Source organism: Nitrospiraceae bacterium, assembly GCA_019637075.1.
Classification (GTDB): Bacteria; Nitrospirota; Nitrospiria; order Nitrospirales; family Nitrospiraceae; genus JAHBWI01.
Genome location: JAHBWI010000002.1, coordinates 710,079 through 734,801 on the forward strand (window position 1 = coordinate 710,079; position 24,723 = coordinate 734,801).

Here is a 24,723-nt window from a genome sequence, read left to right on the forward strand (position 1 = left end):
TGCCCGTTGCCGTTCGCTATAGGCTCTTCCAGATGTCACCTCTCATGCCACCGTCACCATCACCCGATCCCACCCATTCCACAAAAATCCGCTGGGATTCCACGCAGTGGAAGCCGGCTGGGTCTCGCCGCGCGCATCAGTCGCGCGGCACAAGATCGCGGCCGCCCCTGGAGCTTTCGGCGTCCAGAGGTATTGCCACTGTCGCCACGCATAGCGCTGCTCGTTACCCACCAGTCGCGCCAGGTCCCACGTCTTGCCGTCGTCGACGGAGACTTCCACCTTCTCCACCGTAACGTCTCCGGCCCAGGCGACGCCCTGAATCGTCACCGGCCCTCTCCCCACGGTCGCTCCTTCGGCCGGCGCCGCGATCAGCGACTTCACCGGCATCGCCTCGACCGGCATCATCGTCGTCCCCGGCAATCCCGAATTGGGCTGCACGGCCGTCACCGGAATCCGATAGGCCGTCTGCATGTAGTACCCCGAAGCCTCGGCGGACTGGACGGTAATTTCCGTCAGCCATTTGATGCAGGACTCGGCCATCCACCCCGGCGTGATCACCCGCATCGGGGCGCCATGCAGCAAGGGCAACGGACGGCCGTTCATTTCATATGCGAGCAACGTATCCGGATGCATCGCCTTTTCAAGGGGAATGCTCCGCACGAACAGCGGCACGGTCGACAAGGCCGGCCGATCCGCACCTTGCAACTGCACATGCAGGGCTTGTCCCTTGAGTTTCGCCCGCTGTAACAGGTCCGTGAGCCGGACGCCGGTCCATTGAACGTTGCCGACTGCGCCGCGCTCCCATTGCACTCCAGGGACTTTGGGACGATGAAACGCCCGGCCGTTACCGCTGCATTGCAAGACCGCTGTGATCGAGACAGCTTCAAAGTCTCGCTTGATTTCGTCGAGGGTGAGCGTCAGCGGCGTCTCGACCCGGCCCCCGACGGTCAGTCGCCAGGTTGCCGGATCAACCGCCTCCGGATTAGGCGGGCCGAAATGGCTGCGAACGAACAATCGTTCATTCGGCGTGAGCCAAGAAGCAAACTCCTGCACCGGGGTTTCAGCATCGAATGGCCTGGTCACGCGGGTAATGAGGGGACCGGTCGCAGCGGAGGCCGCTTCGGCTCGAGTGCGTCCACTGAGCCCTCCGCCCGCCAGGGCCAAAGCCAGCCCTTGCAGCGTGCGCTCAAACCATTCTCGTCGGGAAAGCGTCATCGTCGGCCCTCGCTTCTATAGGAGTCAGCCCTTCGAGAAAGGATTCAACTCGATGGTGATGTTCGGCGGGACCGCGATCGACTGATGCACCGTGCAGCCGTGGGCCACTTTCAACAGCCGTTCAACCTGCTCCGTCGTCAATTGATACGGTAGCCGGACCGCCAGCGCGACCGTACCCACCCGGTGAGGTCCTTCCGCCATCGACCACTCCGCCTCCACAGTGAGGCCTGCTTGAGGGATGTCGTGCCTTGCGCAAAACCGGCCGACGAAGTATCCGACGCAACTGGCCAGTGACCCCACAAAAAGTTCCACGGGGCTCATCCCGGCGTCCATCCCGCCGTCTTCCACCGCCTGGTCAGTCGCGACGACGTGGCCTGCCGCGGCGACGTCGAATCTCATACCGCCTTCATATGTCACGCTGAGCTTCACGATCGCGTCCCTCCAGCGGGCAACCGGATCGCCGCCCAGGCGAACACACAGGCGATCGGCACCGCAAGCACAATCCCCGCCACCCCCGTGACTCCTTGCAGGGTCAATGGTCCATACCGTCCCACGGACAGAATCTGCTCCTCCAACTCGGGAAACAGAAATGCGAACATCAAGGCCCCGAAGAAGCCGCCGACGATGGTCGCAGCCGCGTCCGCCTTCCCTTCACCCACGGCGGCCAAGGCCGTACCAGGGCAGTACCCCGTCAAGGCAAAGCCGACGCCGAAAATCGCCCCGGCGACGATGATCCCCACCAGGTACAGATCCTTGACCTTCATGTTGGCCAATCCAAACGTATCGAGAAGATGCACGCCGATCAGGCCCACCGCGATGGCCGACAGGATCAATTTCATAATGCGAAAATCCTTCAGCCGGAGCGCGTTGACGATGAGCGTGTGACTGGTTGCGCCGGCCAACTGCAGCGCAGCGCCGAAGAGCGCGCCCAGGAGGAGACCCGCGACCAGCATCATCGGCCGAGCCTCCGTTCTGGATACAACCAACGGGCCGTGACGATACCGCTTACAAACACCATGGCGGAAAACAGAAATGAGCTGAGCGCCAGTTGAGAAATGCCGCTGATCATGTGACCGGAGGTGCAGCCGCCGCCGAACCTCGCCCCAAACAACAGGAGGAACCCTCCGACGAAGGACCACCAGAGGCGTGTTCGCGGGGAGTTGCCGAATCGTTCCGACCAGATCGGGGGCACGGACCTCGTGCTGAAGCGCTTTGTCACCCAGGCAGAGGCGACGCCCCCCAGCGGAATACCGAGCACGAAAAAGAATTCGTAGGTGGCGAGCGTCCACCCAGGCGTGGAGGATGAAAGATAGGGACTTTGAGCAGCCAAGTCGGGCAGGATCGCATGCAGGATCGCACCGTCGAACACCACATATTGAGTCGACACGCCGATCGGCTGGACCAACCCCGTCGCGACCGTGAGGACCAACCCGATCACTAGCCCGCCGGCCCACCAAGGAATCAGGGGCTGCGCATCCGCACTCCCCCGCTTGGCATCCTCGGTTGCTCCCGCCGCCGATTCCCTTCCCTTCATGCTTAACTCGTCGTTCGTGAAGCGTATCTCGTCAGGGCAGTCGCTGATATTTGGCGAAGTGCCGCACTTGTCAAAAAACCGAGATACGTTTCGCATCTTCAATAGGGCGAATCAGCCGGTTTCCCTCCCTTAGGCCAATCATTGGCCTTGCCGGCAAAATCGGGACGAGGCTGTTTCGTGATGAATGCAGCGACATCGTAGGCTTCATCGTCCGTCAGGGCCCACCCTCTGGTCCGGGGCATATTGGCCTTGATGAACGACGCCGCGACGCTCACGCGGGCCATTCCCGCTGCGATATTGAAGGAGCCGGGCCCCCAAAGGGGAGGCGCGACCATAGTCCCCTGCCCGTCCGCCCCGTGACAGAAGACACAGCGCGCAGCGAACAATTTCTTGCCGTTCATGGGATCGGGGGCACGGGACGAGGTAATCCGCGAAAGCCCACGCCAGCCGATGCGGCTCTCCTTCGGCACATCACTCGAGAGCCATTCGATATAGGCCAGCACCGCCTTCATCTTATGGCCGTCCTCGGGCAACGGTTTCCCGTTCAGACTCCGCTCGAAACATTCATTGACGCGATCGGCTAGGCTCACCATACGGCCGGCCCTGGCGCGATATTCCGGATAGACGCGGCTCAAACCGACATAGGACATCGCATTGGGATCGAGGCCCGCGTCGAGATGGCAATTAGTGCAATTCAACGAATTCCCGACGTAAGGCTTGGCATGCTCTTGTGTCCGGACGATGACTTCATAGCCCAAACGAATGAGTTCACCTCGCTGATCCCCCGGAATCGCATCCGGCGACGGCGGGGTGAACACGGCATCCAGCGAAAGCGGCTGCTCTGATCCGCCTCCCGCCTGAGAGACTGGGGTTCGTTCTTGCGGAGCGGCACAACTGCCGGCCGTCCCCGCGGCAAGTAGAAGGATGATGAGTGTTTTTCGCATACGCAGTCCTTTCGCAATGTGCATGCCATTGCCGACGGAAACAATCCCGCCTGTCAGTTCATTTTGTCCTGCATTTTCAATTCTGTCGCAGAAGCGCTGCGAACGGGTGGCGAGAAAGTCCTCAACGATACTGTGCCCTCTGTTGCGTGATGCCACAGTGGCAGGAAGAATGCTGCGGTCCGTTGCCTCTATGAAGGTTCTCCCAGCAGACCGGACTCAATGGGCCGGCGGCCCCGTTCCTGTCGCGGGTCGATATGTCTCCACCCGATTCCGTCCACGGGCCTTGGCCTGATACAAGGCGACATCCGCCTCCTTCAATAGGTCTTCGACTCCCTGTGCGCTCGGGCTCAACAGCGACACACCGATACTCACCGTCACGGGAATCATCTGTGCATCCGCTTCGCAGGCTGCTTGGGCCACCCCCGCACGGATTCGCTCGGCAATCGTATTCGCCCGCTGCTCATCGCACTCGATCAGCCCGATCGCGAATTCTTCCCCGCCATACCGCCCCAGGATATCCGGCGGCCGCAGCATACGGGCGATGAGCTGGACGAGCCACTGTAGAACAATATCGCCGCGCGTATGCCCATGGCGGTCGTTGATGGCCTTGAAGTGGTCCACGTCGAGAAACAACAACGCGAAGGGGCGATGGTACCGCCGGCTCCGTTCCAATTCTGTATCCAGAGTGTCCATCAATGACCGCCGATTCAAAACATGGGTCAACGCATCCAGGCGGTACACTTCCTCGAGCTGACGGTGTGTCTCCCGCAACTCGTCCAAGCTTGCCGCCAGCCGCTCCGTGGCGGCATGGTGATACACATCGACGACGAGGGTTTGGTCCAACTTGAACAGCTTTTCCAGGGTCACGGCCATGGCAGCCAGGCGATCCGCATCCTGCCGGTTCTGCGCAGCCAAGCGTCGAACGATGAGCGCGAACATCGTGCTGTAGGCGCCGAGATACCATTTCTGGTCGAGTCCCACCCGCTCGTGCGTCAATCCGATCCTCAGGCGACGTTCAACGTAGTCCGGTCGATCCGGCAATTCACCGAGACTCAGCAGATATTCCCGCTGTGCCTGTTTCAGCCGATCCAGACGAGCGGGATCGGTCAGCAAGCGCTGCATGGGGTCGAACTGGAGAAGATGTCGGTAGAATTCGTCGATGAGCTCGGGAAGGGCGTCGCGAATGACGTCAGCCAGGTGAGGGAGAAGACGCCGGTCCTCTGCTCCGAACCCGAGAAAGGCCAACCGGTCCCGAAGTTCCTCCGGCGTGATCCGCAAACGCCGACTGAGACTCGTTTGATCGCGGAAGTCGGCGTCGTCGGATCCGTTCGGTTCCGGCATATCTGCTCAGACCGTAGGCATCTCCATGGTGACGTTGCGTATGCTACGCCTTATCAAAAGAAATGTCACCGGGGCTCTCAGGGCTCACAAGGAGGCCCGAACCCATCGCACGATGTCGTCCGCCCCCAGAGCCCCTGATTGCCTGGCGACTTCGCGGCCGCTCCGAAATAGAATCATCGTGGGAATACTCACGATGCCGAACCGCCCGGCCAACCCGCGTTCCTCTTCCGTATTGACCTTGCCCAAGCGGACCTGCGGCTCCAGGCGTTTGGCGGCCTGTTCGTAGGCCGGCGCCATCATGCGACAGGGCCCGCACCAGGGCGCCCAAAAATCCACGAGAAGCGGAATGTCCGATCGAGTGTGATGCAGTTCGAAATCCTGTCGGCTGAGCGAGATCGGATGCCCCTCGAACAAAGGCGCGTGGCACTGCCCGCAACTCGGCCGATCGGCGAGCCGCGCGGTCGGAACCCGGTTGACCATGCGGCAGTGGGGGCAAGTGACGTGCAGCGAGGCGGTCATGGAGGATCACCTCAACGTCATCATGAACGCGGTCAAGGCGTACAGGTCCTCGTCGCTCACCGGCGGGGTCGGTTTGGGCATCCCACTCTCAGGCTCGAAATCGTCGGGATGCTGGTTGAAACGAAAGACCCAATCCGCCTGTAAACGCTTGCTGATCCCGATGAACGACGTACTCGACATTCCTCCGATGTAGCCGCGCGGGGTGCTGGCCGGCGTAAGGTGGCAGCCATGGCACTCCTGCTCCTTGAAGACCTGGGCGCCGCGATCCAGTTGCTCCGGCGTCCCGGGACGCATCACGCCGCCGGTCACCCGTGCGTCTTTTCTCGTCGTCAAAAACGCCGCTACCGTTTTCGCCTGATCAGACGGCAAGGAGAGATGGCGCCGCCTTCGCTCGGGATGATCACCATACCCCAGCGGATAAAGCTTGATATCCGAATCCTGCAGCCACCGTTCGAGCCAGTCTGATTGATATTTGCTCCCGGCCCCGATCAAATCAGGCGCCTGCTTCTTGCTGCGCGGCAGCGGCTTCCCTTCGAGACGATGGCAGGACAGGCACAGGGACTGCACGAGTTTCTCTCCCGGCTCAGGCGTCGCGGCCAAGCCATGACGGCCCAAGCTATCCCCCGCCCAAAAGATCACAAGGAGCAGTAATACGATGATCGCACGAACGGTTCGCCGCGGGCCCAGTCTTCTCATCACAACTCTCCTAGCAAGCTGTTGCGCCAATTCTTCTCGCACCCCCGGGCCACAGCCTCCTGGGGACGACGAAGCGAATCAAGACAGCCGTCGGGCAAAACCATAGCGCGTGAAGAGGCGCCCCGTACTGTGAACCATGCGTTGATCATATGAGCGACGCGAGAACGAAGCTTGCGGAAGTTCTTGGCGCCCAGCTACGAGCTTTTTTTCAAACTTACCATGTAGCTCGCGAGATCCTCCAGTTGTTGATCGCTCAACGGGAATTTCGGCATGAACGAGCCGGGGGAGACGCTGGCAGGGTCGCGGAAGTGGCGGATGTGCCAGGCACGATCGGGCCTGGTATCGCCGATGGCGGAAAGATCGGGGGCGACGGCCCCACCCTCACCGTGGATGCGGTGGCAACCGGCGCAACCGAATTGTGTGTACAAAGCCTTGCCCCTTGCGACCGCCGGGTCCGTGCGCGGCACCGCATAGAGATTCTTGATGGAGATCCCCAGCAGACCGAATACGACAAACAGAAACAGCAGCCCGCTCCCGATCGCGGCAGGCCGCTTGATCGGGTTGCGCAGGGGGTTGCGGTCGATGAAGGGCCAGAAAAACAGGATGAGGATCACCAACGACGGAAGAATCCACGTGGCCAGCGGCTCCAGCGGACCATGCACGTACTTCAGCAATTCATAATAGAAGAGGAAGTACCATTCCGGCACCGGCACAAAGCTGGTATCCGAGGGATCGGCCTTGTCGGTCAGCGGCAGCGGTACCGCCCAAGCGAGACTCGCCACGACGGAAAACACCACCGCCATGACGACCGCATCCATGTAGACCTGACGAGGATAAAAGGTTTCGCTCCCCATCGCCGCCCTCTCGTCCGTCCAGGGACCGGCCGGTCCCACCCGCCGCAGAATGAAGAGATGGAGCGCGATCCCGCTCATGACCAATGCGGGCAGAAACAATACGTGCGTGGCAAAGAAGCGGGAGAGCGTCAACGCGCCGAGAACCTCCCCGCCCCGCATGATGCGCGAGGCCAGATCCCCGACCAATGGAATCGTCCCCACCATATTGATGCCGACCTGGGTCGCCCAATAGGCGGTCTGGTCCCACGGGAGCAGATACCCGGTAAAGGCGAAAGCCATCACCACAAGAAACAGCGCCACGCCGACCATCCACATGACTTCACGCGGCGGCTTGTACGCGCCATACAGAAAGGCCTGCAGCATATGCAGGCCGATCGCGACGACCATGGCAGAGGCGCCCCAATGGTGAAGACCTCGCACAAACCAGCCGAAGGTGATCTCCGTCTCCAGGTAACGGACGCTGTCGTAGGCATGGTCGGGAGTCGGCGCGTAGTAGAGCGCCAGGAACATTCCCGTCGCCGCTTGAAGGAAAAACAAAAAGAGGGTAGCGGACCCGAAAACGTAAATCCAACTGGCGCCTCCGGGAATCGGCTCATCGAGCAACGTCTGCTCGACCGGCTTCAGTCGGAGCCTGCTGTCCAGCCAGTTATAGAGGTTGAGGGCCATGCGTTATTCGTGAAGCGTGACGGGAGAAATGCGTATCGCCTATGGCTCATCGCATCACCGACATGAGTGTCGGCCACCGCTCCCGGAGAGTCAGTGCGCTCCTGTTCCTGCCATTCGCCATGCGCTCTTGCGTCACCGCAAGATACGAACGGCGCATTACTTTTCACTCAGAGATCCACGCTCTTGGGCAGGCCTGCCTTGAACTCCTTGTACGTGACGAGGAGGCGGCCGTTTTCGATCTTCGCCGGCAGCCGATCCAGCGGACGAGGGGCGGGGCCGGCGAGTACGCGGCCCTCGATGTCATAGGCACTGCCGTGACAGGGGCAGAGAAACTTGCGCTCGCCGTCGTCCCAGCGATAACCGCATCCCAGGTGTGTACAGATCGGAGAGAAGACCGTGATGTCTTCGGCCGCACCCTTCACGGCCCACACGGCCTTGTGGGATTTACTTTGCAACCATCCGTCCCGGAGCATGGTCACGTGATCCAACTGCACCGGCCGTCCCACCGGCACATCCGACGCAGCTCCAACATCCACCCAGTCACGCGCACGCCGCCGAAACGCCGGCGAGATCAGGGCTCCGATTAACGGCACGCCAAGACCGATTCCCACGAGCCCTGCGGCGGCAGCCGTCACCCACCCGAAGAACGTCCGCCGGGAACCGACCGGGGTAGAGAGCCCCCCTTCTGTCCCGTCCTGTGATGGTTCGGAATGCGGCATACAATCAGCTCGGCGACCGAATCAGGCTTTCTTGCCCGCATTCTCCAACGGACAGGTGCTGATCCCCAAGAGCGTCCACAGCGGACAATAGCCGATAGCACCGGTAACAAGGGCGATCGTCCCGACCGCCAGGATCAACCCCATCGCGGCACCGGTCAAATCGCCAAACGCGCCGACGCCGATCAACAATACGCCAAGGACGATGCGAATCGGCCGTTCGATTCCACCTACATTGCAGTTCATGAGTGCCTCCTTGGTTGAGTTCTGGGTAAGACGTCAGACGATCGACGAAAACCGTGAGGCGTCGCACGCCGGACGTTCAATGCCACTCTACCCGGTGAGAGCCGGTGGTGGCCGAAAGGATTCATTGTCCCACGTGACGTTTTTCCCGTATCTCGTACCTCGTGAAGCCCATCTCGAGGGAACACTCGCGTATGCCATCAGCCATAAGCTCTCGGCTCCCGTCTCACGTTCCTCACTTTGCCGTTCCAAACCGGTACATGTCGTGACAGGTCGTACAGCGGGCCGTCATGCTGGAGAGCCGCTTGAGTAGCGCTTCCGGTGGCTCGCCCTTGCTTGTGGCATCGGCCAAGGCATCCATGTCCTTGTGAATCGACATCCCCATTTGTTTGAATGGGAGCGGAAGCTTCATCATCACCGCAGGATTCACATCAGCCGCCATGTGCATCCCGGCCGCGCGCGCCGCTTGTTCGGCTTCCTTTCGTCCTGTTTCCGGCGAGCCGAGCGCCGTCACGACGCCATGGACCGCTTTCAAAAGCTGCCGCATTTCGCCGAGAATCATATCACGCTCCGCCGGGGCCAGAACGATCTCGGTCCTTCCGTCGCTCCCAGGCCTGGTCTGCCCCTGAACAAACAACCAGGCCGCCAACACCACCGTCATGATCCACAACAACCCGGCCGCAAGGCCCACACGCCGCCAATTCATTCCACCGTCCCTTCTTCCGATCAAGGCCTCGCGCCTGCTCCACGTTGGCCTAACAGCCTCACGTAGGCCAAGACATCACGGATTTCCGCCTCCGTGAGGGTAAACTTCCACGCCCCCATCGCCGTATCCTTTCGCCCCTCGTGCACGGTGCGATAGAGGGTCACATCCAGCTTGTGTTGCACATCGGCGGAGGTCAGATCGGCCGGGGGAGGCGTGAGATTCTTATACCCTCCCCCTTTTCCATCCACTCCATGACAGGACAGGCAGACTTGCCGATATACCAGTTCGCCTCGTTGGGCCGGATCAGCCGGAGGGGCGGGCGAGGCTGCATACGTTCCCCCGGCCCCAATCTCGATTGACCAGCCCAGAACAACAATCACCAGCCAACGCGCATTGTTGTGCCACATTGCAACGACGCCTCCCTTGACCTCGTCACAGGGAGGTTGCGACCGCTGTGCCAGAGACTTGCAGGAAAATTGTCTTGAAAGGACGTGGCATTGCGAGCGGAGTCCGGCGGTCGAGGGAAACGCCTGCAGCCATTTGCGCCAGCCCAATGAAGTGAGCTGGTGCAGGCTGCCACAGCAGGAATCTCAAGCCCGATGGCACGCAAACAGGTATCAGCCCGTGACGATCGTCGGCTCCAGGGAGACGCGTGTCTTCATCGAGTTGGAAATCAGGCAGTTGGCTTCGGCCTTTTCGATCAACTCATGGGCTTTTGCGCTGTCGGTCTCCGCTTTCAGCGTGATGTGAGGACGTAACGTGATGTTTGTCACCTGGAACTTGCCGTCGACCAACTCCAACTTGCCCTCGGCCTCACAGCGGTACGCGGTGAACGCCAGCCCCGCCCGCTCCGCAACCGCGAGGAACGTGGTCATTAAACAGATGTTGGCAGACGCCACGTACAAATCCTCCGGCGACCAAATCCCATCATGCCCTTTGAACTCCGGCGGCGTGGCGACCTGAATATCAGGTTTCCCCGCACAGGTGATCGTGCCCTTTCGTTGCTCGGTCCACTGCACGCTCGTGTGGTAGAAATACACCTTCGGCTTCGATTCCATTCGTCCACTCCTCCCTGCTCTCGAGCCTATCCCCTAATTTCTTCCTGCGTCTCGCGGCTTCCGTCTACCGTTTCACGGTTTGATGTACGCCCAGCCCTGCTCCTGCAACTCCATCAACCTCACCATAGCCGGGACGGTTCGATCGACTTGTTCGATGAGATCCTCGCGCAGCAACCCCATCTTCTTCATCGTGTTGGAGCAGGCGGTGAATTCCACGCCGAACTTGGCTTTGAGATCGGCCACCTCGCTTGCCAGGGGCGAGTCTTTTTTCGTGAGCAGCCTCAACCCTGGCCCATGCGCCACCACTTCCACTCTGAGGCTGTCCCGCCCCACCGCTTCGTAGAGATTCTTGATATTGCCGAGCAGGCCGCGTTGCACCCTTTCGTCATCGCCATTGAGGTGCATCACCACTCGATGCTGCCGGGCCTCCTCGGCGCGGGCAGGTGCCAGGGCGACGAGCAGGAGCGCCACCGCCAGCACCCACCAGGCTCCGCTGACATTCCAACGGATCATCGGCATTCGTCGGTTCTCCATGTATCCATCGTCACCATCGTCGAATCAGAGCAACGCGCGCCACACCTGCGACACGCTCCAGAATAAGAACAAGCCATACACAAACCCGAAAAACCAAGGGAAGCTGGTTTCACGATGGGCCCACCACTGCCGATGCTGCCTGAAGGCCCAATTGGGATGGAATGTCGTCGGATCGTTGCCCGGATCTTCCAGCGACTCACGCCGCTCCCTGATCGTGTAGAGACTGTTGGCCAGTTTCCTCGCGCCCCACTCCGGCATGGCTTCAATGCCCCGCATCTGCCATTCCCACAGGGCATTCTGCCCTGAAAACCGTCCCAACACGATCGCCATTTGCGCGCTCAACAGGATGCCGAAGATGCTCAAGAGGACGATCAAGATCGTAAACGGAAGAGCGAGCGACTCCCGCGAGACCAACAGACCGATCACCGCGACAAAAATCGAATTGGCCGTCAGGTAATCGGACAACAGGCTGTGGTAGTCGCGCACTCCCGAGGTCCAAAGCGTCACCAGGTGGCCGTAGGTCTCTTCAACTTTACGCCGGGAGAGCGCCGCATCGGATCCGGTCTCGACCGACACCTTCATTTCTTGCTCCGTTCCAGCGCCGCGACCGCCTGTGTCGTGCGAAGAAGTGCATCCGGATTCAGGGACAGGCTGTCGATCCCCTCCTCGACCAGAAAACGCGCAAACTCCGGATAGTCGCTCGGCGCCTGCCCGCAGATCCCGATCTTCCGTCCGGCCGCTTTGGCCGCTTTGATGACGTGCGAAACCATCGCCTTGACCGCCTCATTGCGCTCATCGAACAGGTGCGCCACGATTTCCGAATCGCGATCGACTCCCAGGACCAATTGGGTCAAATCGTTGGAGCCGATCGAAAATCCATCGAACACCTCCGCGAACCGGTGCGCGAGAATCACATTGCTGGGAATTTCACACATCACATAGATTTCGAGCCCCTGCTGGCCACGCACGAGCCCGTACCGCTCCATTTCGGCCACCACCTTCCTGCCTTCTTCCACCGTCCGGCAGAACGGTACCATCAACTTGAGGTTCGTGAGCCCCATCTCCTCGCGCACGCGTTTCATGGCCCGGCATTCCAAGGCAAATCCTTCGCGGTAACGCGGATCGTAGTAGCGCGAGGCGCCGCGGAATCCGATCATGGGATTTTCTTCCTGCGGCTCGTAGCGGCTCCCTCCGATCAGATTCGCGTATTCGTTCGACTTAAAGTCGCTGAGGCGGACGATCACGTCCTTCGGGTAAAAGGCCGCGGCGATCATCGCCACACCTTGTGCCAACTTATCGACAAAGAACTGGGCCTTGTCGTCATACCCGACCGCGACACGGGCGATCTCGGCCTTCACACCCGCATCCTCCAGGCGATCGTAGTCCAAAAGGGCGAGGGGATGCACCTTGATGTAGGTGCTGATGATGAACTCTTCACGGGCCAGCCCAACTCCGTCATTGGGAATGAACGACAGGGCGAACGCCTCCTCGGGATTCCCGACGTTCATCATGATTTTGATTTTCGGCCGTTCCATCGCCCGCACATCGACGCAGCCCACGTAAAAGGGCAATGCGCCGTCATAGACATGGCCGATTTCGCCTTCCGCGCAGGACACCGTCACGGCCTGTCCGTCCTTCAGCACCTCCGTCCCCCGCTCCGTGCCCACCACTGCCGGCAAACCGAGTTCCCGGCTCACGATCGCCGCATGGCAGGTCCGGCCGCCCCGATTGGTCACGATCGCCGACGCTTTCTTCATGATCGGCTCCCAATCGGGATCGGTTTTGTCCGTCACGAGCACGTCTCCCTGCCGAAATTCGTTGAGTTGATGGACGCTCTTGACGACACGTACGGGCCCCTGCCCGATCTTGCCGCCGACGCTGCGGCCCGTGATCACGACCCGCCCTTTCTCCTTCAGATGATAGGTTTCCAGCGTGTCATGGTTCCGCTGCGACTGCACCGTCTCCGGCCTGGCCTGTACGATGAACAGCTCTCCCGTCAGCCCGTCCTTCGCCCACTCCATGTCCATCGGAGAGGGCTGGCCCCGTTTCGTGCTGTAGTGATCCTCGATCACGCAGGCCCAGCGAGCCAGCGTGAGGATTTCATCGTCGGTGATGGCAAATCGGCCGCGGTCTCCGGGAGGCACCGGCACGTTCTTGACCATCTTTCCGCCCCCGACGTCGTAGACCAGTTTGAACTCTTTTGTCCCCAGCACCTTTTGCAGAATCGGGCGGGCGCCGCGGATCAGCGTCGGCTTGAACACATAGTACTCGTCCGGGTTCACCGTGCCCTGCACCACGTTCTCGCCCAGACCGTAGGAGGCATTGATCAACACCGCGTTGCGGAAACCCGTTTCCGTATCGATGGAGAACATCACGCCGGAGGCCGCGAGATCCGAGCGCACCATGCGCTGCACGCCGATCGACAACGCGATCCGAAAGTGGTCGAACCCCTTGTCGACTCGGTAAGAGATGGCGCGGTCGGTGAACAGCGAGGCAAAGCACCGCCGGCAGGCCTCCAGCAGCGCCGCCGCCCCCTGCACGTTCAAATAAGTCTCCTGCTGGCCTGCGAAACTGGCGTCCGGCAAGTCTTCCGCGGTCGCGCTGCTGCGGACCGCCACATCGATCGGTTCGCCGATGCCCCGTCCGAGCCGGTCATACGCTTCCACGATCGCTCGTTCCAATTCCTCCGGCAAGGTCGCATCCAAAATCGCCTGTCTCACTTGGCGCCCCCGCTGCCGAAGGTTCCCGAGGTCCTGCGTGTTCAGGTCATTGAGGATTTCGCGAATCTTCCGGTCCAAACCCGCCTCGTGGAGAAACAACCGGTAGGCCTCGGCGGTGATCGCAAACCCATTGGGAACCATGACCCCTTTGGAAGCCAAGGCTCGGTACATTTCGCCGAGCGAGGCATTCTTACCCCCAACAGACGGGACATCTTCGATACCGATCTCTTCGAACCACTTAATCGTGGCATGAACCTGCGCAACCCGACCCATGCATCCTCCTCAAGCTGAACCCGCACGTGTCATTCGAGAACTTCTGATAGCAGCCTCGGTGCCAGAGCCCACGCGAAAAATGGTGGACATTTCAGCGTGTTTCCATCCGACGTTCACAACGGTGGGGTATTTCGCGCCACCCCTCGCCGATCGCCCTGTCGCAAAGGGCTGCAGGGGCGGAAGGCCGAGCAGCCAATTAGAGCCGAATCGACCGGTAGAAGGCCCGCTTGGCTAGTTCCGCCGCGCAGGCATAGAGCAAGACAATGATCGCGAGGGCTCCCCAGAACACCGGCGGTAACGGGGTCAGCCCCATCATGCCCCGCAAGGGCGTGAGCGGCAAGAGGATCGTCACCGCCGCGACCAACGCGGTCGAGAGCAACAGGGGACGCGAGGGCCGGCTGCGGACAAGCGGCCTTCGACTCCGAATCACGAGCACGATCACCGACGCCGACACCACCGACTCCACGAACCACCCGGTGCGGAACTCCTCCACGCCGGCGTTCAAGCCCCAGAGCAACACCCCGAAGGTGAGAAAGTCAAAGCATGAGCTGATCAACCCGAACGTCATCATGAACTTCCGGATGAACGCGATGTCCCACCGCCTCGGGCGGTCGATCAGCTCCCGATCGACGCGATCGGTCGCGATCGTCATTTCCGGAATGTCGGTCAGAAGATTGGTCAGCAAGATTTGCTTCGGCAACAGGGGAAGGAACGGTAGAAAGGTCGATGCCCCGGCCATGCTGAACATGTTGCCGAAGTTGGCGCTCGTGGCCATGAAGACATATTTCAGCGTGTTTGCAAACGTAGTGCGGCCTTCGCGGATGCCTTGCGCCAGGATGCCCAGGTTCTTTTCGAGCAGCACGATGTCCGCCGCTTCCTTCGCCACGTCCACCGCCCCCTCGACCGACACCCCGACATCCGCCGCATGCAGCGCGGACGCGTCGTTGATTCCGTCTCCCCCGTACCCGACGACATGGCCGGCCTTCTTCAACGCGAGAATGATCCGTTCCTTCTGATTCGGCTCCACTTCGGTGAACAACTCGACCTCAGTCACCCGCGAGACCAGTGCCTCGTCGCTCATCCGACGCAGTTCCGCCCCGGTTAGCATGCGCAGGGCAGGCAGACCGATCTCTTGCGCCACATGCGCGGCGACGTGCGCATTGTCGCCGGTGAGGATCTTGAGAGCCACCCCAAGTTCCCGAAGCTCGGCAACCGTGGCGGCGATGCCCGGTTTGGGAGGATCGGTGAACAGCAGCAGCCCCATGAACGTCATGCCGGCTTCGTCGGCGGCCGTCAATCGCGCTTGAGACTCGAACTGCCGACGGGCCACCGCCAGCACCCGCAGCCCACCCTCACTGTGTCGGCGTACCTGCCGCTCGATCGACAGGCGCATGGCCTCGGTCAGCATCACGGCTCCACTCGCCGCCTCCGCGCGGTCGCAGACATCCAGTACGTTGTGCCACGCCCCCTTCGTCACCATGAGATGTCCGTCGGGGGTAGCGACCAAAATCGACAGCCGCTTCCGTACGAAGTCGTAGGGCTCCTCGTCCAACTTGCGGTAGCCCGCGACGTCAAACCGTCGATGGGAGCGAATCGCCTCGTCGATAGGATTCAGAAAACTCCCCTCGAAACTGGCGTTCAAGTAGGCGTGAAACAGCACCGCCTCGCTGGTCCGCCCCTCGAGGTCCACCGCATCCTGAAGCCGCACCTGTCCGAGGGTCAGGGTTCCCGTCTTGTCCGAGCAGAACACCGTCATGCTGCCGAAGTTTTCGATCGCCGCCAGCCGCTTCACGATGACTTTTTGCCGCGCCATCCGGCGCGCACCCTGCGCGAGGTTGATGCTGATGATCGCGGGCAGAAGCTGCGGCGTCAGCCCCACCGCCAGGGCCAGCGAGAACAAGAACGATTCCAACACCGGCCTCGCGAAGAACATGTTGATCGCGAATATGGCCGCGACGAGGCCCAGCGTCACCTCCATGAGCAGGTACCCGAACCGCCGGACGCCCCGCTCGAACTCAGTTTCGGGAGGCCGCAGCTTCAGGTGCTGCGAGATCCGACCGAACTCGGTATCCGTCCCGATCGCCGCAACCACTGCCGTGCCGGTTCCGCTCACCACATGGGTGCCGAGGAACAGGCTGTTCGTCCGCTTGGCCAATGGCTGCTCCGTGGTGAGCACCCCAGGAAACTTTTCCACCGGATAGGTTTCGCCCGTCAGGGCCGCTTCGTCGAGAAACAGCGACTTGGATTCGAGCAGGAGGCTGTCGCCGGGAACCGTATCGCCGGCCCGGAGGAAGACGATGTCGCCCGGCACGATGTCTTGGACCGGAACGGCCGTTTGCCGACCGTCGCGCAACACGTCCGACTTGACTTGCACCATGGCCAGCAGCCGCTCGACCGATCGGGAAGCCCCGCGTTCCTGCCAGAACCCGAGCAGCCCGCTGACCAACACAATGGACAGGATGATGGCCGTATCGGTGCGATCCTCCAGGAACCAGGCTACGCAAGCCGCGGCGAGAAGAATGAGGATGATCGGGCTGTTGAATTGGCGGAAGAGAAGAGAAAGATCGGACGCGCTCGCGGCCGGCTTGAGCGCCGTCGTGGCCGAGGCTCGACGGCGGGCTTCAGCCTCGCTGTGAGACAATCCCTGAGGCCCGGTCTGTAGTTGCTGAAAGAGCGCCCCTGGTTCGCGCGCCCAGAAGGCCGGATCACCGCCATCCATCGAATCCGGTTCCGCCGAACGAGGCTGGTCCGACGGCATCGCGATCTTCGCTGGTTCGGCTTCCGCCATCGACAATGCTCCCTTTACCGCAGCACGTTCCTGATCCAATCCCCCAGCACGTGGGTGACCGCCACGACGACGAAGCCGATCAGAAGGTGCTCGCCGATGACCCTCCATGGCGCAATCCTCTGCGCCCGTGCCAACACGAAACTCAGCAGCGTCAACAACAAGAGTCCCCACGCGACGCTGATCGTCACGGCTTGATCCAACGGGAGGTACAGCACCGGGACGGCAAATGTGCCGGCCACGACCAGCTTGGCGACGAAGGTGGCGACCGTGGCCTCCCAAATCTCCACCTCCCGGCCGTTGTTCTTGGACTCTTCGGCAATGTGAATCCCCAGCGCATCGGAAAGCGCATCGGCGATCGCAATGGTAACGATGCCTCCGACGACGGCGGATTTGGAATGGGTTCCTGCATGCAGTCCGACCATCAGGCCCAACGTCGTAATCACGCCAGAAGCCAACCCGAAACTCAAACCCGTTTTGAAGGATTGCCTCATATCAGCAGGAGGATCGCGTTGCGCCGTTCGTACAACCGGTCAGCCACCCTTGAAGATCGGTCAGGAGCCGGGCGACCGCCCGATTGGCCGCCATGACGCCGCCATACGCATCCTCCGACGAAGCCGGCTCCGCTGCCTCAAACTCTCTGGTGCCGACGATGTGGTAATCGGGCAGCTTCAGCAGTTGCGCGCGCAACGAGAGTCGGACGCGGCTCGGCTGTTGAAGAAATTCCTGTACCAGCTCAACTTGATCCACATCCAGCCGGTAGTCCCCCCTGACCGCACTGGGCAGAGCCACGACCGCCTGCCACGCAGCTCCCCGCTCCAGTTGCAGCAGCAAGAGCGATCGCAACATCCTGGCCGGCGCATCGGCCCATTGGTGCGTGGCATAGTAGGCCAGTTCGTGCGGACGTTTGACGTAGGCCATGCGCGCACTGTCGAACCCCGGTCTTGCCAGAGGAAGGTTCAGCAACAATACCGGAGCGCCTGCTCCATGAGACTCCACTGCGGCCCGCTGTTCGGCCGGATCCGGACTCAAGACAAAGGTGTGGATCGCCGCCGGCTCCTCGCGCGGCACCGACAGGCACCCGGTCAGCAGCAGCAATCCCGCAGCGAGCAGCGAGTCGCACAATCGCGTCGTCGTCCCCGGCATCACGTCACTCCCCCGGACCGCGCGGTCCGGCCCTCCTGCCCAGCACCAGCGAACTCGGCTCCTGTTCGAGCTGCCGCGCGACCTGCTGCAAGGTTGCGGTGAGCTGGCGCATCTCGGCGACCAATTGGCCGGTCTCCGCAAGTGTCTGCCGTGTGAACTGCTCGATCTCCGGGCGGCTGCCTTGCACCACGCCGCCGACGGCCTTGCTCGTTCGCGCCAACTCATCCGTCATGAGCTGCAACGATCCCGCGCTCTTGGTTAGCCGTTCGAGGAGCGCCGGCACCTGCCGGTTCAGACTCTCCGTCAGCTTCGCAAGATTGCCGGCGGACTGCGAGGCCCTCAGGATGCCCTGGTCGACTTGATCGCTGTGAGCGGCCAAAGCGTGGGTCACCGTGGCCAAGTCGTTGAGGATCTGCCGCAGGGCCACGCGATTCTCTTCGCCGACCAGACCGGTCGCTTGCTCGGCCAACATCGTCAGGTTATGCATCAGGTTGGATACGTCTTGGTCGGAGAGCAACTTCGACAGGGCCATATCCAGACGAAAGAACAACGACGGGCCGGTCTTGATCACGGGATATTCCTGACCGGCTTGAAGCTCCAAGGCCGGGGCCTCACGGCTGCCGCCCGTGAGGTTCAACGTCGCAAGCCCCGTCAGCCCCTGGGTCTCCAGCACGGCGATGGTGTCGGTCTTGATCGGAGTCCCATGCAGGATGTCGAGTGTCAGCCGTACTTCTTCCGGCGTCTCGGGATTCAATGCGATCTCTTTGACGCGCCCGACATCCACCCCGCGATACTTCACGGTGGAATCCACGCTCAGCCCGGCCACGGACTCACGCATCAGGGCATGATAGCGATCATACGACCCCCGATAGTCGGTCTTCCCCAACCAGAGGACGACACCGATCAGCAGGGCGCCGAAGAACGCCACAAATCCGCCGACAAGCACGTAATTGACTTTGGGCTCCATCTTTCAGTCTCAGAGCGTATGACCGACAACACCAACCCTATCCACCCTTATACTGCCGCGAGCTTCCCTCGTCCCTCTGGTCTCGAGGGATTGGACATGAGACGGTAGACGCAAGACATCGAATAAAACATCAATTGCGGTGTGCTCCGACCTCGCACCTAGGGGCTTTCGTCCGACGTCTACCGTCTCGCGTCTTTCATCCCCATTTGCTCCATCGCGGCCCGGCCGCGCGGTCCCTGCAGATATTCCCGAACCAACGGTTGGTGGGAGACCATCAGCTCCGGCATCGTGCCAAGGCCCAGCACCTGCCCCTCTCCAAGAATCGCCACGCGATTGGCGATGCGCCACAACGTGTCCAAATCGTGCGTCACCATCACGACGGTCAACCCGAACAATTCTTTGAGTCGCAACACCAGTTCATCGAAGCCGGCCGCGATCATGGGATCCAGCCCGGCCGTGGGCTCATCGAGAAACAGCAATTCGGGATCCATTACGATCGCGCGAGCCAAAGCCGCTCTCCGCCTCATGCCGCCGCTCAGCTCGTTCGGAAACTTTCCTGCGCTCTCCGGCGGCAAGCCGACCAATGCCAGCTTGATCGCCACAATCTCGCGCACCACGTCGGGCCCCAGTCTGGTGTGCTCCCGCAGCGGCACCGCCACATTGTCGGCCAAGGTCAGCGAACTAAACAGCGCCCCGTGCTGAAACATGACCCCGAACCGTCGATGCAACTCCAGCCCGTCCGCCTCCTCCAGCCGCTGACTGTCGATGCCGAACAAGCGCACCGAACCGGCCGTCGGCGCCAACAACCCGATGATCTCCCGCAACAGGGTCGACTTTCCGCAACCGTTTCCACCCGCGATCGCAAACACCTCCCCGCGTCGGATGGAAAGACTTACGTCGCTGTGCACCACCGACGAGCCGAACTTCGTCGACACATGGTCGACCTCGATGATTGGAACATCGTTCCCCTGCACATCGCCTCCGCAAACCAGGCTTATTCCCAGATTTGCCGTCAGTAGCCGGGATTACTCATGAATGCCGTAGCGAGGCGTCCGAGACCGAAGTCCCCCGGGGCTTCCCGCAAGCGAGCCCGACGCAGGCGCGCGCCAAGTCCGTTGAGGAGGGCGAACGAGAAAAGCCCCGCCGGACGAGAGTACCGGGCGACGAAGTCGGTATTCATGAGTGGTCCGGGTTACAGGTCCCACCAGTTCAGAAGAATGCTGCAGATCGCATCGAAAATGATCACCAGGAAAATGCTCTGCACGACGCTGATCGTGGTATGGCGACCGACATCATCGACCCCGCCGCGGATCTGAAACCCTTGGTAGCAGCCCACCAGCGCGATGATCACGGCGAAGAACGGCGCCTTGGCCAGTCCGATCAGAAAATGCCGCAGTGCCACCGCCTCCTCGAAGCGCCGGACGAACTCGGCAAAACTGACCTTGAGTTGCGACAGCGCGATGATCATGCCGCCGAACGACCCCAGCACGTCGGCGTAGACCGTCAGCAACGGGAGGGCCACCACCAACGCGATCGCGCGGGGCAGCACCAGGAGATTCACCGGCGACAACCCCAGAGTTTTGACCGCATCGAGTTCTTCGGTCACTTTCATGGTTCCAATCTGTGCCGCATAGGCGGAGCCGGATCGCCCGGCGATCAGGATCGCCACGATCAGGGGCGCAATCTCCCGCAGCAAGGAGATGCCGACCAGGTCGACGATGAAAATATTGGTGCCGAATTTTCTCAACTGTTCGGCCCCCTGGTAGGCGATGACCACGCCGACCAGGAAGGTCAGGAGGCCAGTGATGGGGAGCGCCTGCACCCCGTCGGTCTTGAGACAATTGAGGATCGCATGCCATCTGATCCGCCTCGGGGACGCCACCATACGGACGAACGTGACGACCGCTTCACCGAGAAATCCCAATGCTCGAAGAGCATGCAGCCGGCGGTTTTCGAGAAACCGGTCCAGGCGTACCACGAATCTGGGCCGCGAGAGGGCACCGCCTCCGGATGGCGACCAATTCGATACGACGATGTCGAACAGCTGCGCATGTTCCGGCTTCATGCCTTCCAGCGCCACGGCACAGCCGCGCTGTCGACAGGCTGCCAGCGTGCGCTGCAACACCACGGCCCCTCCCGTATCGAACGCCGTGATGCCGCTGGCATCACAACGCAGGGATCTTCCCGAAGGCCACGCCAGCGCGCTGAGAAACTGCTCGAGGTTCGCCAAGTACGGCAACGTCCACGGCCCTGCGCAGACGACGGTTCCATCACCGGTCAAGGTGACATGCGCCCCGCCGGCCGGCTTGATTCGCAAAGAGTGCCCCCTGCTCGTCACCCTCAAACCTCACCGCGCGCCCGCAACGACGACACCCATTCGCTTTTCGTCATGAGCAGCGAACCGAGGCCGATCACTACGGCCCCGATCGTCAACACACCGCCCAGATAGGGTACGAGCGACAAGACGGAATACAGCAGCAGCCCCAATACAAACGGCGCGGCCAGGGAAGGGTCATCGGATGGCCGACGCAAGAGCAGCTGTCCGAACCAGGTCATGACATAAATGCGGGCCAGATACAGGGCGACCATATACAGAGCGAACAGGACGAGACCCAAGGGCATTCCGAGCAGGGTCACCATGCAAAGGACCGCCAAGATCGGGAGTCCGACCATGGCCCCGATGCCCCATCCCGCCGACGCCAGCGGCCTGCTCGAAATCGTAACGGAGACGAGTCCGGTGAATCGAGGATACAGACGGATCAGCAACAACCCCAGGATCAGCGTGGATACGAAACTTATGCCGACGCATGCAAACCGGATCCCGGCCAGACCATGGCGAACATACTCGCCGTTCCACCACTCCGGAAGCGGTCGCCGCACGAGCCCGCCCCGCACCGTGGCGCCTTCATCCATGGCCGGCGCCGATTCGCTCCAATAACGCAGCTTGCCTGCCACAGCCGCTTTCTGGGTGAGACGGATGGATGCCGCCGCGACGACCGCATCGTGCTCGATTCCGTTTGCGATCGTCAGCATCCCTGCCGCCACCTTTGCGTCGCGACCAACATGCCCGGCCAGTTCGACTTCTCCACCAGCCGCAACGAAATTGTCGTGCACCCGGGAAGACTCCGCCAGCCGGATATCCCCGCCGGCCACCGCGAGATTTCTCCCGACCGTGCCGCCGATCGTAACCTGCCCGCCGATCACCCTCGCGTCCTGGGCTATGGCCCCGGTGAGCGTGACCGCCCCTCCGGACGCGATCACATCACCGTTGATCGTCCCATCCACCACCACCTCGCCGCCGGCCGCGTACAGATCGCCGTTCACAGTCCCCGAGATACGCACCTGCGGTCCAAAAGCGATATAGTCTCCCTGCACGACTTGGCCGGCGGCCAATCGGGATCGCCCGACGAGAATCGAGCGCTCGGATGCCTCTTCCGCCGACAAAGGGTCCGCCAGGCTCAACAGCAGCACGATGCTCAAGACGGCCAGGTTCATTGGAATTGCCTCCTGAATCGCCAAAGGCCGAACCCAAAGAGCGCGCCGCCGAGGACGGTCAACGCCAACACTTGACGCCACAGAACCTCCAGTCCGGTCCCCTTGAGCAGGATGCCGTGGGCGATTTCAACAAAGTACCGCAGGGGCGACAACATCATCAGTCTGCCGACCCATGCCGGCATGGATTCAAGCGGCGTCAGGATCCCGGACAACAGCAGCATGGGCGCAACCACGAGCAAGGTCAACATCCCCACCTGAGCCTGATTCCTTGCCAGGGTAGCGGCAAAGATTCCCATTCCTGCCGTCGCCACGACGAACAGGGCCGTCAGGGCGAACAACAACGGACTGCTCCCTCGAATCGGGACCCCGAAAATCGGTTGCATGACGCCGAACAACGCAACCGCCGTCGCAACAAGGATCACCAATGTCATGGCCACCACTTTGGGAAACATGATCTGAAACGGTGTCAGCGGCGACACCAGCAATTGTTCGACCGTGCCTCGTTCTTTTTCCCGCACGAGCGCCGCCGCCGGGAGCAGCATGGCAAAGATCGTGATCATGCGCAACAGATGGGAAATGGATTCGAACCAGGTCTCATTCTGATCCTGGTTGTACCAGACCCGGTGGTCGCTCACGACCATCGGGCCGGCGGCCGCAGTTCCATCCCCCAATCCGATTCGCTTCGAGGCCGCCTCCTGCGCAAACTGTCCGACGATACGCGAGGCATAGCCGGCCGCTGAAAGTCCCTGCGGCGCGTTCGTGGTGTCCACCAGCACTTGCAGGGAAGCCGATTCCCCCGCGGCCAGCGCCTCATGAAAACGGGGAGGAATCTCCAACACCAGCATAGACCAGCCCCCATCCAACCGTTCGAAGGCTTCCGCCTCCCGGGTCAGTTCGCCGTCGAATCGAAAATACGGGGCATGAAACCGACCGACCAGCTCGCGGGACGATAGGCTTCGATCCGAGTCGTGAATCAGCAGGCCGGCGTTCCGCAATTGCGTCTGCAAGCCGGTGCCGGTGATGTACACGGAGACCGTGAAGGAATAGACGAGAAACCCCATGAGCGGAAGGTCGCGGAACAACTGCAGCAACTCTTTCCGCGTCATGACCAGCAACCTGCGCCACCAGCGCGTCGTGCGCGTCGCAGTTCGAACATCGTTCGTCGTCATTGGCGAGGCCTCTTGCTGAACAGGCGATATCCGAGCAGTCCCAGCGCCCCTGCATAGATCAACAGGGCCAGCATGTCCGCCCAGAGAACCGCGAGACCGACGTTCTTTAGGAACGTCCCCCGCACGATATTGGTGAAGTACATGCCGGGGAACACATGCGCCTGCGCTTGAGCGGCCGGGCTCAGCGACGACACCGGCACCATGAGCCCGGAAAACAGAATCGTCGGAACCGTGCTCACGACCACCGTGATGATCAAGGCCGCCTGCTGCGTACTAACCAGCAGGGACACCACGAGGCCGATGCCCGTACTCGTCAAAACGAACAGGAGCGCGCTCACCAGAAACAACGCGAGGCTCCCCTTGAACGGCACCGCGAACAGCCACACTGCGATGAGCCATAACAGCACGACGTTGATCGAGGACATGCCCACATACGGCAACAGCTTCCCGGCCAGAAATTCCAGCCGGCTCACGGTGGCGCAATAAATGTTATAGATGGAACCCGTTTCCTTCTCGCGGACTACGCCGAGGGCGGTGAGTAACGGCGAGGCTACCATGAGGGAAAGCATGACCAGGGCTGGCACGGTCGACCAGGTGCTGCGCACTTCTTCGTTGTACAGATATCGTACCTCCAACCGAATCGGCTGAAGCAGCCGTTGAGCATCCGGGCGCGCAAGGCCTCGCACCCGGGCCACAGACTCCACGAGCAGGTCCGTGTTGAACGCGCTGTTGACGGCGATGACGTAGCCCTTTGTAATATCCGCGCGGAGAGGGAACGTGCCGTCGAGAAGGGTCTGCACATGCGCCGCTTGTCCCGCGCGCAATCGTTCTTGAAAGTGTTCGGGGATCACGATCACGGCCCGCGCCCTTCCGGTTCGCAGCCACTCGTCGCTCTGGGCCTCGTGGGACAGCGGCCCTTGGAAGGAAAAGTATCGGGATTCAAGGAATCGGTACAGGTAGTCTCGGCTCATCGGGCTCTGGTCCCGATCGAGCACCGCGAACGGAATCTGCTCCACGTCCAACACCAAACCGTACCCGAACACGACCATCCATAGGCTCGGCATCAAGAACGCCAGAAGCAGAAACAACCGGTCGCGTGTGACCTCCCGCCACTCTTTCGAGGCCACCGCGCCGATACGCCG

Annotated in this window: 26 protein-coding genes; all 26 read right to left on the reverse strand. The window is 61.5% G+C overall.

Annotated features, from left to right (window positions below; genetic code table 11):
• Positions 1–42: 42 nt before the first annotated feature.
• The 26 genes from KF814_07660 to KF814_07785 all read right to left on the reverse strand — a co-directional run bounded on the left by KF814_07660 (position 43) and on the right by KF814_07785 (position 24,708).
• Complete coding sequence (locus tag KF814_07660) at positions 43–1,215, reverse strand: sulfite oxidase (GenBank protein ID MBX3236013.1); 1,173 nt, start codon at positions 1,213–1,215, stop codon at positions 43–45.
• Positions 1,216–1,239: 24 nt separating this feature from the next.
• The gene (locus tag KF814_07665; protein MBX3236014.1) at positions 1,240–1,644 is read right to left on the reverse strand and encodes an OsmC family protein; all 405 of its coding nucleotides are present in this window, start codon (positions 1,642–1,644) and stop codon (positions 1,240–1,242) included.
• A complete protein-coding gene (locus KF814_07670) occupies positions 1,641–2,171 on the reverse strand; it encodes a YeeE/YedE family protein (protein ID MBX3236015.1) in 531 nt (176 codons plus the stop codon). The genes KF814_07665 and KF814_07670 overlap by 4 nt, the downstream gene beginning before the upstream one ends.
• The gene (locus KF814_07675) at positions 2,168–2,749 is read right to left on the reverse strand and encodes a YeeE/YedE family protein (protein MBX3236016.1); all 582 of its coding nucleotides are present in this window, start codon (positions 2,747–2,749) and stop codon (positions 2,168–2,170) included. The genes KF814_07670 and KF814_07675 overlap by 4 nt, the downstream gene beginning before the upstream one ends.
• Before the next feature lie 98 nt (positions 2,750–2,847).
• The gene (locus KF814_07680) at positions 2,848–3,693 is read right to left on the reverse strand and encodes a c-type cytochrome (protein MBX3236017.1); all 846 of its coding nucleotides are present in this window, start codon (positions 3,691–3,693) and stop codon (positions 2,848–2,850) included.
• A gap of 216 nt (positions 3,694–3,909) precedes the next feature.
• Complete coding sequence (locus tag KF814_07685) at positions 3,910–5,034, reverse strand: diguanylate cyclase (protein MBX3236018.1); 1,125 nt, start codon at positions 5,032–5,034, stop codon at positions 3,910–3,912.
• Positions 5,035–5,118: 84 nt separating this feature from the next.
• On the reverse strand, positions 5,119–5,553 hold the full coding sequence (gene trxC / locus KF814_07690) for a thioredoxin TrxC (GenBank protein ID MBX3236019.1): 435 nt from the start codon (positions 5,551–5,553) through the stop codon (positions 5,119–5,121).
• A gap of 6 nt (positions 5,554–5,559) precedes the next feature.
• Positions 5,560–6,249, reverse strand: a complete 690-nt coding sequence (locus tag KF814_07695) for a c-type cytochrome (GenBank protein MBX3236020.1) — start codon at positions 6,247–6,249, stop codon at positions 5,560–5,562.
• Between the two features lie 194 nt (positions 6,250–6,443).
• Positions 6,444–7,769: a cytochrome b N-terminal domain-containing protein gene (locus tag KF814_07700; protein MBX3236021.1), complete on the reverse strand. Its 1,326-nt coding sequence runs from the start codon at positions 7,767–7,769 to the stop codon at positions 6,444–6,446.
• Positions 7,770–7,936: 167 nt separating this feature from the next.
• A complete protein-coding gene (locus tag KF814_07705) occupies positions 7,937–8,488 on the reverse strand; it encodes a ubiquinol-cytochrome c reductase iron-sulfur subunit (GenBank protein ID MBX3236022.1) in 552 nt (183 codons plus the stop codon).
• A 21-nt stretch (positions 8,489–8,509) separates the two neighbouring features.
• The gene (locus KF814_07710) at positions 8,510–8,731 is read right to left on the reverse strand and encodes a DUF2892 domain-containing protein (GenBank protein ID MBX3236023.1); all 222 of its coding nucleotides are present in this window, start codon (positions 8,729–8,731) and stop codon (positions 8,510–8,512) included.
• 232 nt (positions 8,732–8,963) lie between these two features.
• Positions 8,964–9,434 (reverse strand): cytochrome c, encoded by a 471-nt coding sequence (locus tag KF814_07715; GenBank protein MBX3236024.1) that lies wholly within the window; start codon positions 9,432–9,434, stop codon positions 8,964–8,966.
• A 20-nt stretch (positions 9,435–9,454) separates the two neighbouring features.
• Complete coding sequence (locus KF814_07720) at positions 9,455–9,841, reverse strand: cytochrome c (GenBank protein ID MBX3236025.1); 387 nt, start codon at positions 9,839–9,841, stop codon at positions 9,455–9,457.
• 210 nt (positions 9,842–10,051) lie between these two features.
• Complete coding sequence (locus KF814_07725; protein MBX3236026.1) at positions 10,052–10,492, reverse strand: OsmC family protein; 441 nt, start codon at positions 10,490–10,492, stop codon at positions 10,052–10,054.
• 72 nt (positions 10,493–10,564) lie between these two features.
• Complete coding sequence (locus tag KF814_07730) at positions 10,565–11,026, reverse strand: DsrE family protein (protein MBX3236027.1); 462 nt, start codon at positions 11,024–11,026, stop codon at positions 10,565–10,567.
• Between the two features lie 24 nt (positions 11,027–11,050).
• The gene (locus KF814_07735) at positions 11,051–11,608 is read right to left on the reverse strand and encodes a hypothetical protein (GenBank protein MBX3236028.1); all 558 of its coding nucleotides are present in this window, start codon (positions 11,606–11,608) and stop codon (positions 11,051–11,053) included.
• Entirely contained in the window at positions 11,605–14,019 is a 2,415-nt protein-coding gene (gene ppsA, locus KF814_07740) for a phosphoenolpyruvate synthase (protein ID MBX3236029.1), read from the reverse strand. Before ppsA ends, KF814_07735 begins: the two co-directional genes overlap by 4 nt.
• A gap of 196 nt (positions 14,020–14,215) precedes the next feature.
• The gene (mgtA, locus tag KF814_07745; GenBank protein ID MBX3236030.1) at positions 14,216–16,738 is read right to left on the reverse strand and encodes a magnesium-translocating P-type ATPase; all 2,523 of its coding nucleotides are present in this window, start codon (positions 16,736–16,738) and stop codon (positions 14,216–14,218) included.
• 83 nt (positions 16,739–16,821) lie between these two features.
• Positions 16,822–17,298 (reverse strand): hypothetical protein, encoded by a 477-nt coding sequence (locus tag KF814_07750; GenBank protein MBX3236031.1) that lies wholly within the window; start codon positions 17,296–17,298, stop codon positions 16,822–16,824.
• A gap of 1 nt (position 17,299) precedes the next feature.
• On the reverse strand, positions 17,300–17,950 hold the full coding sequence (locus KF814_07755) for a membrane integrity-associated transporter subunit PqiC (protein MBX3236032.1): 651 nt from the start codon (positions 17,948–17,950) through the stop codon (positions 17,300–17,302).
• 4 nt (positions 17,951–17,954) lie between these two features.
• Positions 17,955–18,917, reverse strand: a complete 963-nt coding sequence (locus tag KF814_07760; GenBank protein ID MBX3236033.1) for an MCE family protein — start codon at positions 18,915–18,917, stop codon at positions 17,955–17,957.
• A 179-nt stretch (positions 18,918–19,096) separates the two neighbouring features.
• Complete coding sequence (locus KF814_07765; protein ID MBX3236034.1) at positions 19,097–19,891, reverse strand: ATP-binding cassette domain-containing protein; 795 nt, start codon at positions 19,889–19,891, stop codon at positions 19,097–19,099.
• A gap of 218 nt (positions 19,892–20,109) precedes the next feature.
• Positions 20,110–21,228: an MlaE family lipid ABC transporter permease subunit gene (locus tag KF814_07770; protein MBX3236035.1), complete on the reverse strand. Its 1,119-nt coding sequence runs from the start codon at positions 21,226–21,228 to the stop codon at positions 20,110–20,112.
• A 29-nt stretch (positions 21,229–21,257) separates the two neighbouring features.
• Positions 21,258–22,412: a polymer-forming cytoskeletal protein gene (locus KF814_07775; protein MBX3236036.1), complete on the reverse strand. Its 1,155-nt coding sequence runs from the start codon at positions 22,410–22,412 to the stop codon at positions 21,258–21,260.
• Entirely contained in the window at positions 22,409–23,581 is a 1,173-nt protein-coding gene (locus KF814_07780) for an ABC transporter permease (protein ID MBX3236037.1), read from the reverse strand. Before KF814_07780 ends, KF814_07775 begins: the two co-directional genes overlap by 4 nt.
• Positions 23,578–24,708, reverse strand: coding sequence for an ABC transporter permease (locus KF814_07785; protein ID MBX3236038.1), 1,131 nt, complete (start codon positions 24,706–24,708; stop codon positions 23,578–23,580). Before KF814_07785 ends, KF814_07780 begins: the two co-directional genes overlap by 4 nt.
• Between the last annotated feature and the right edge of the window lie 15 nt (positions 24,709–24,723).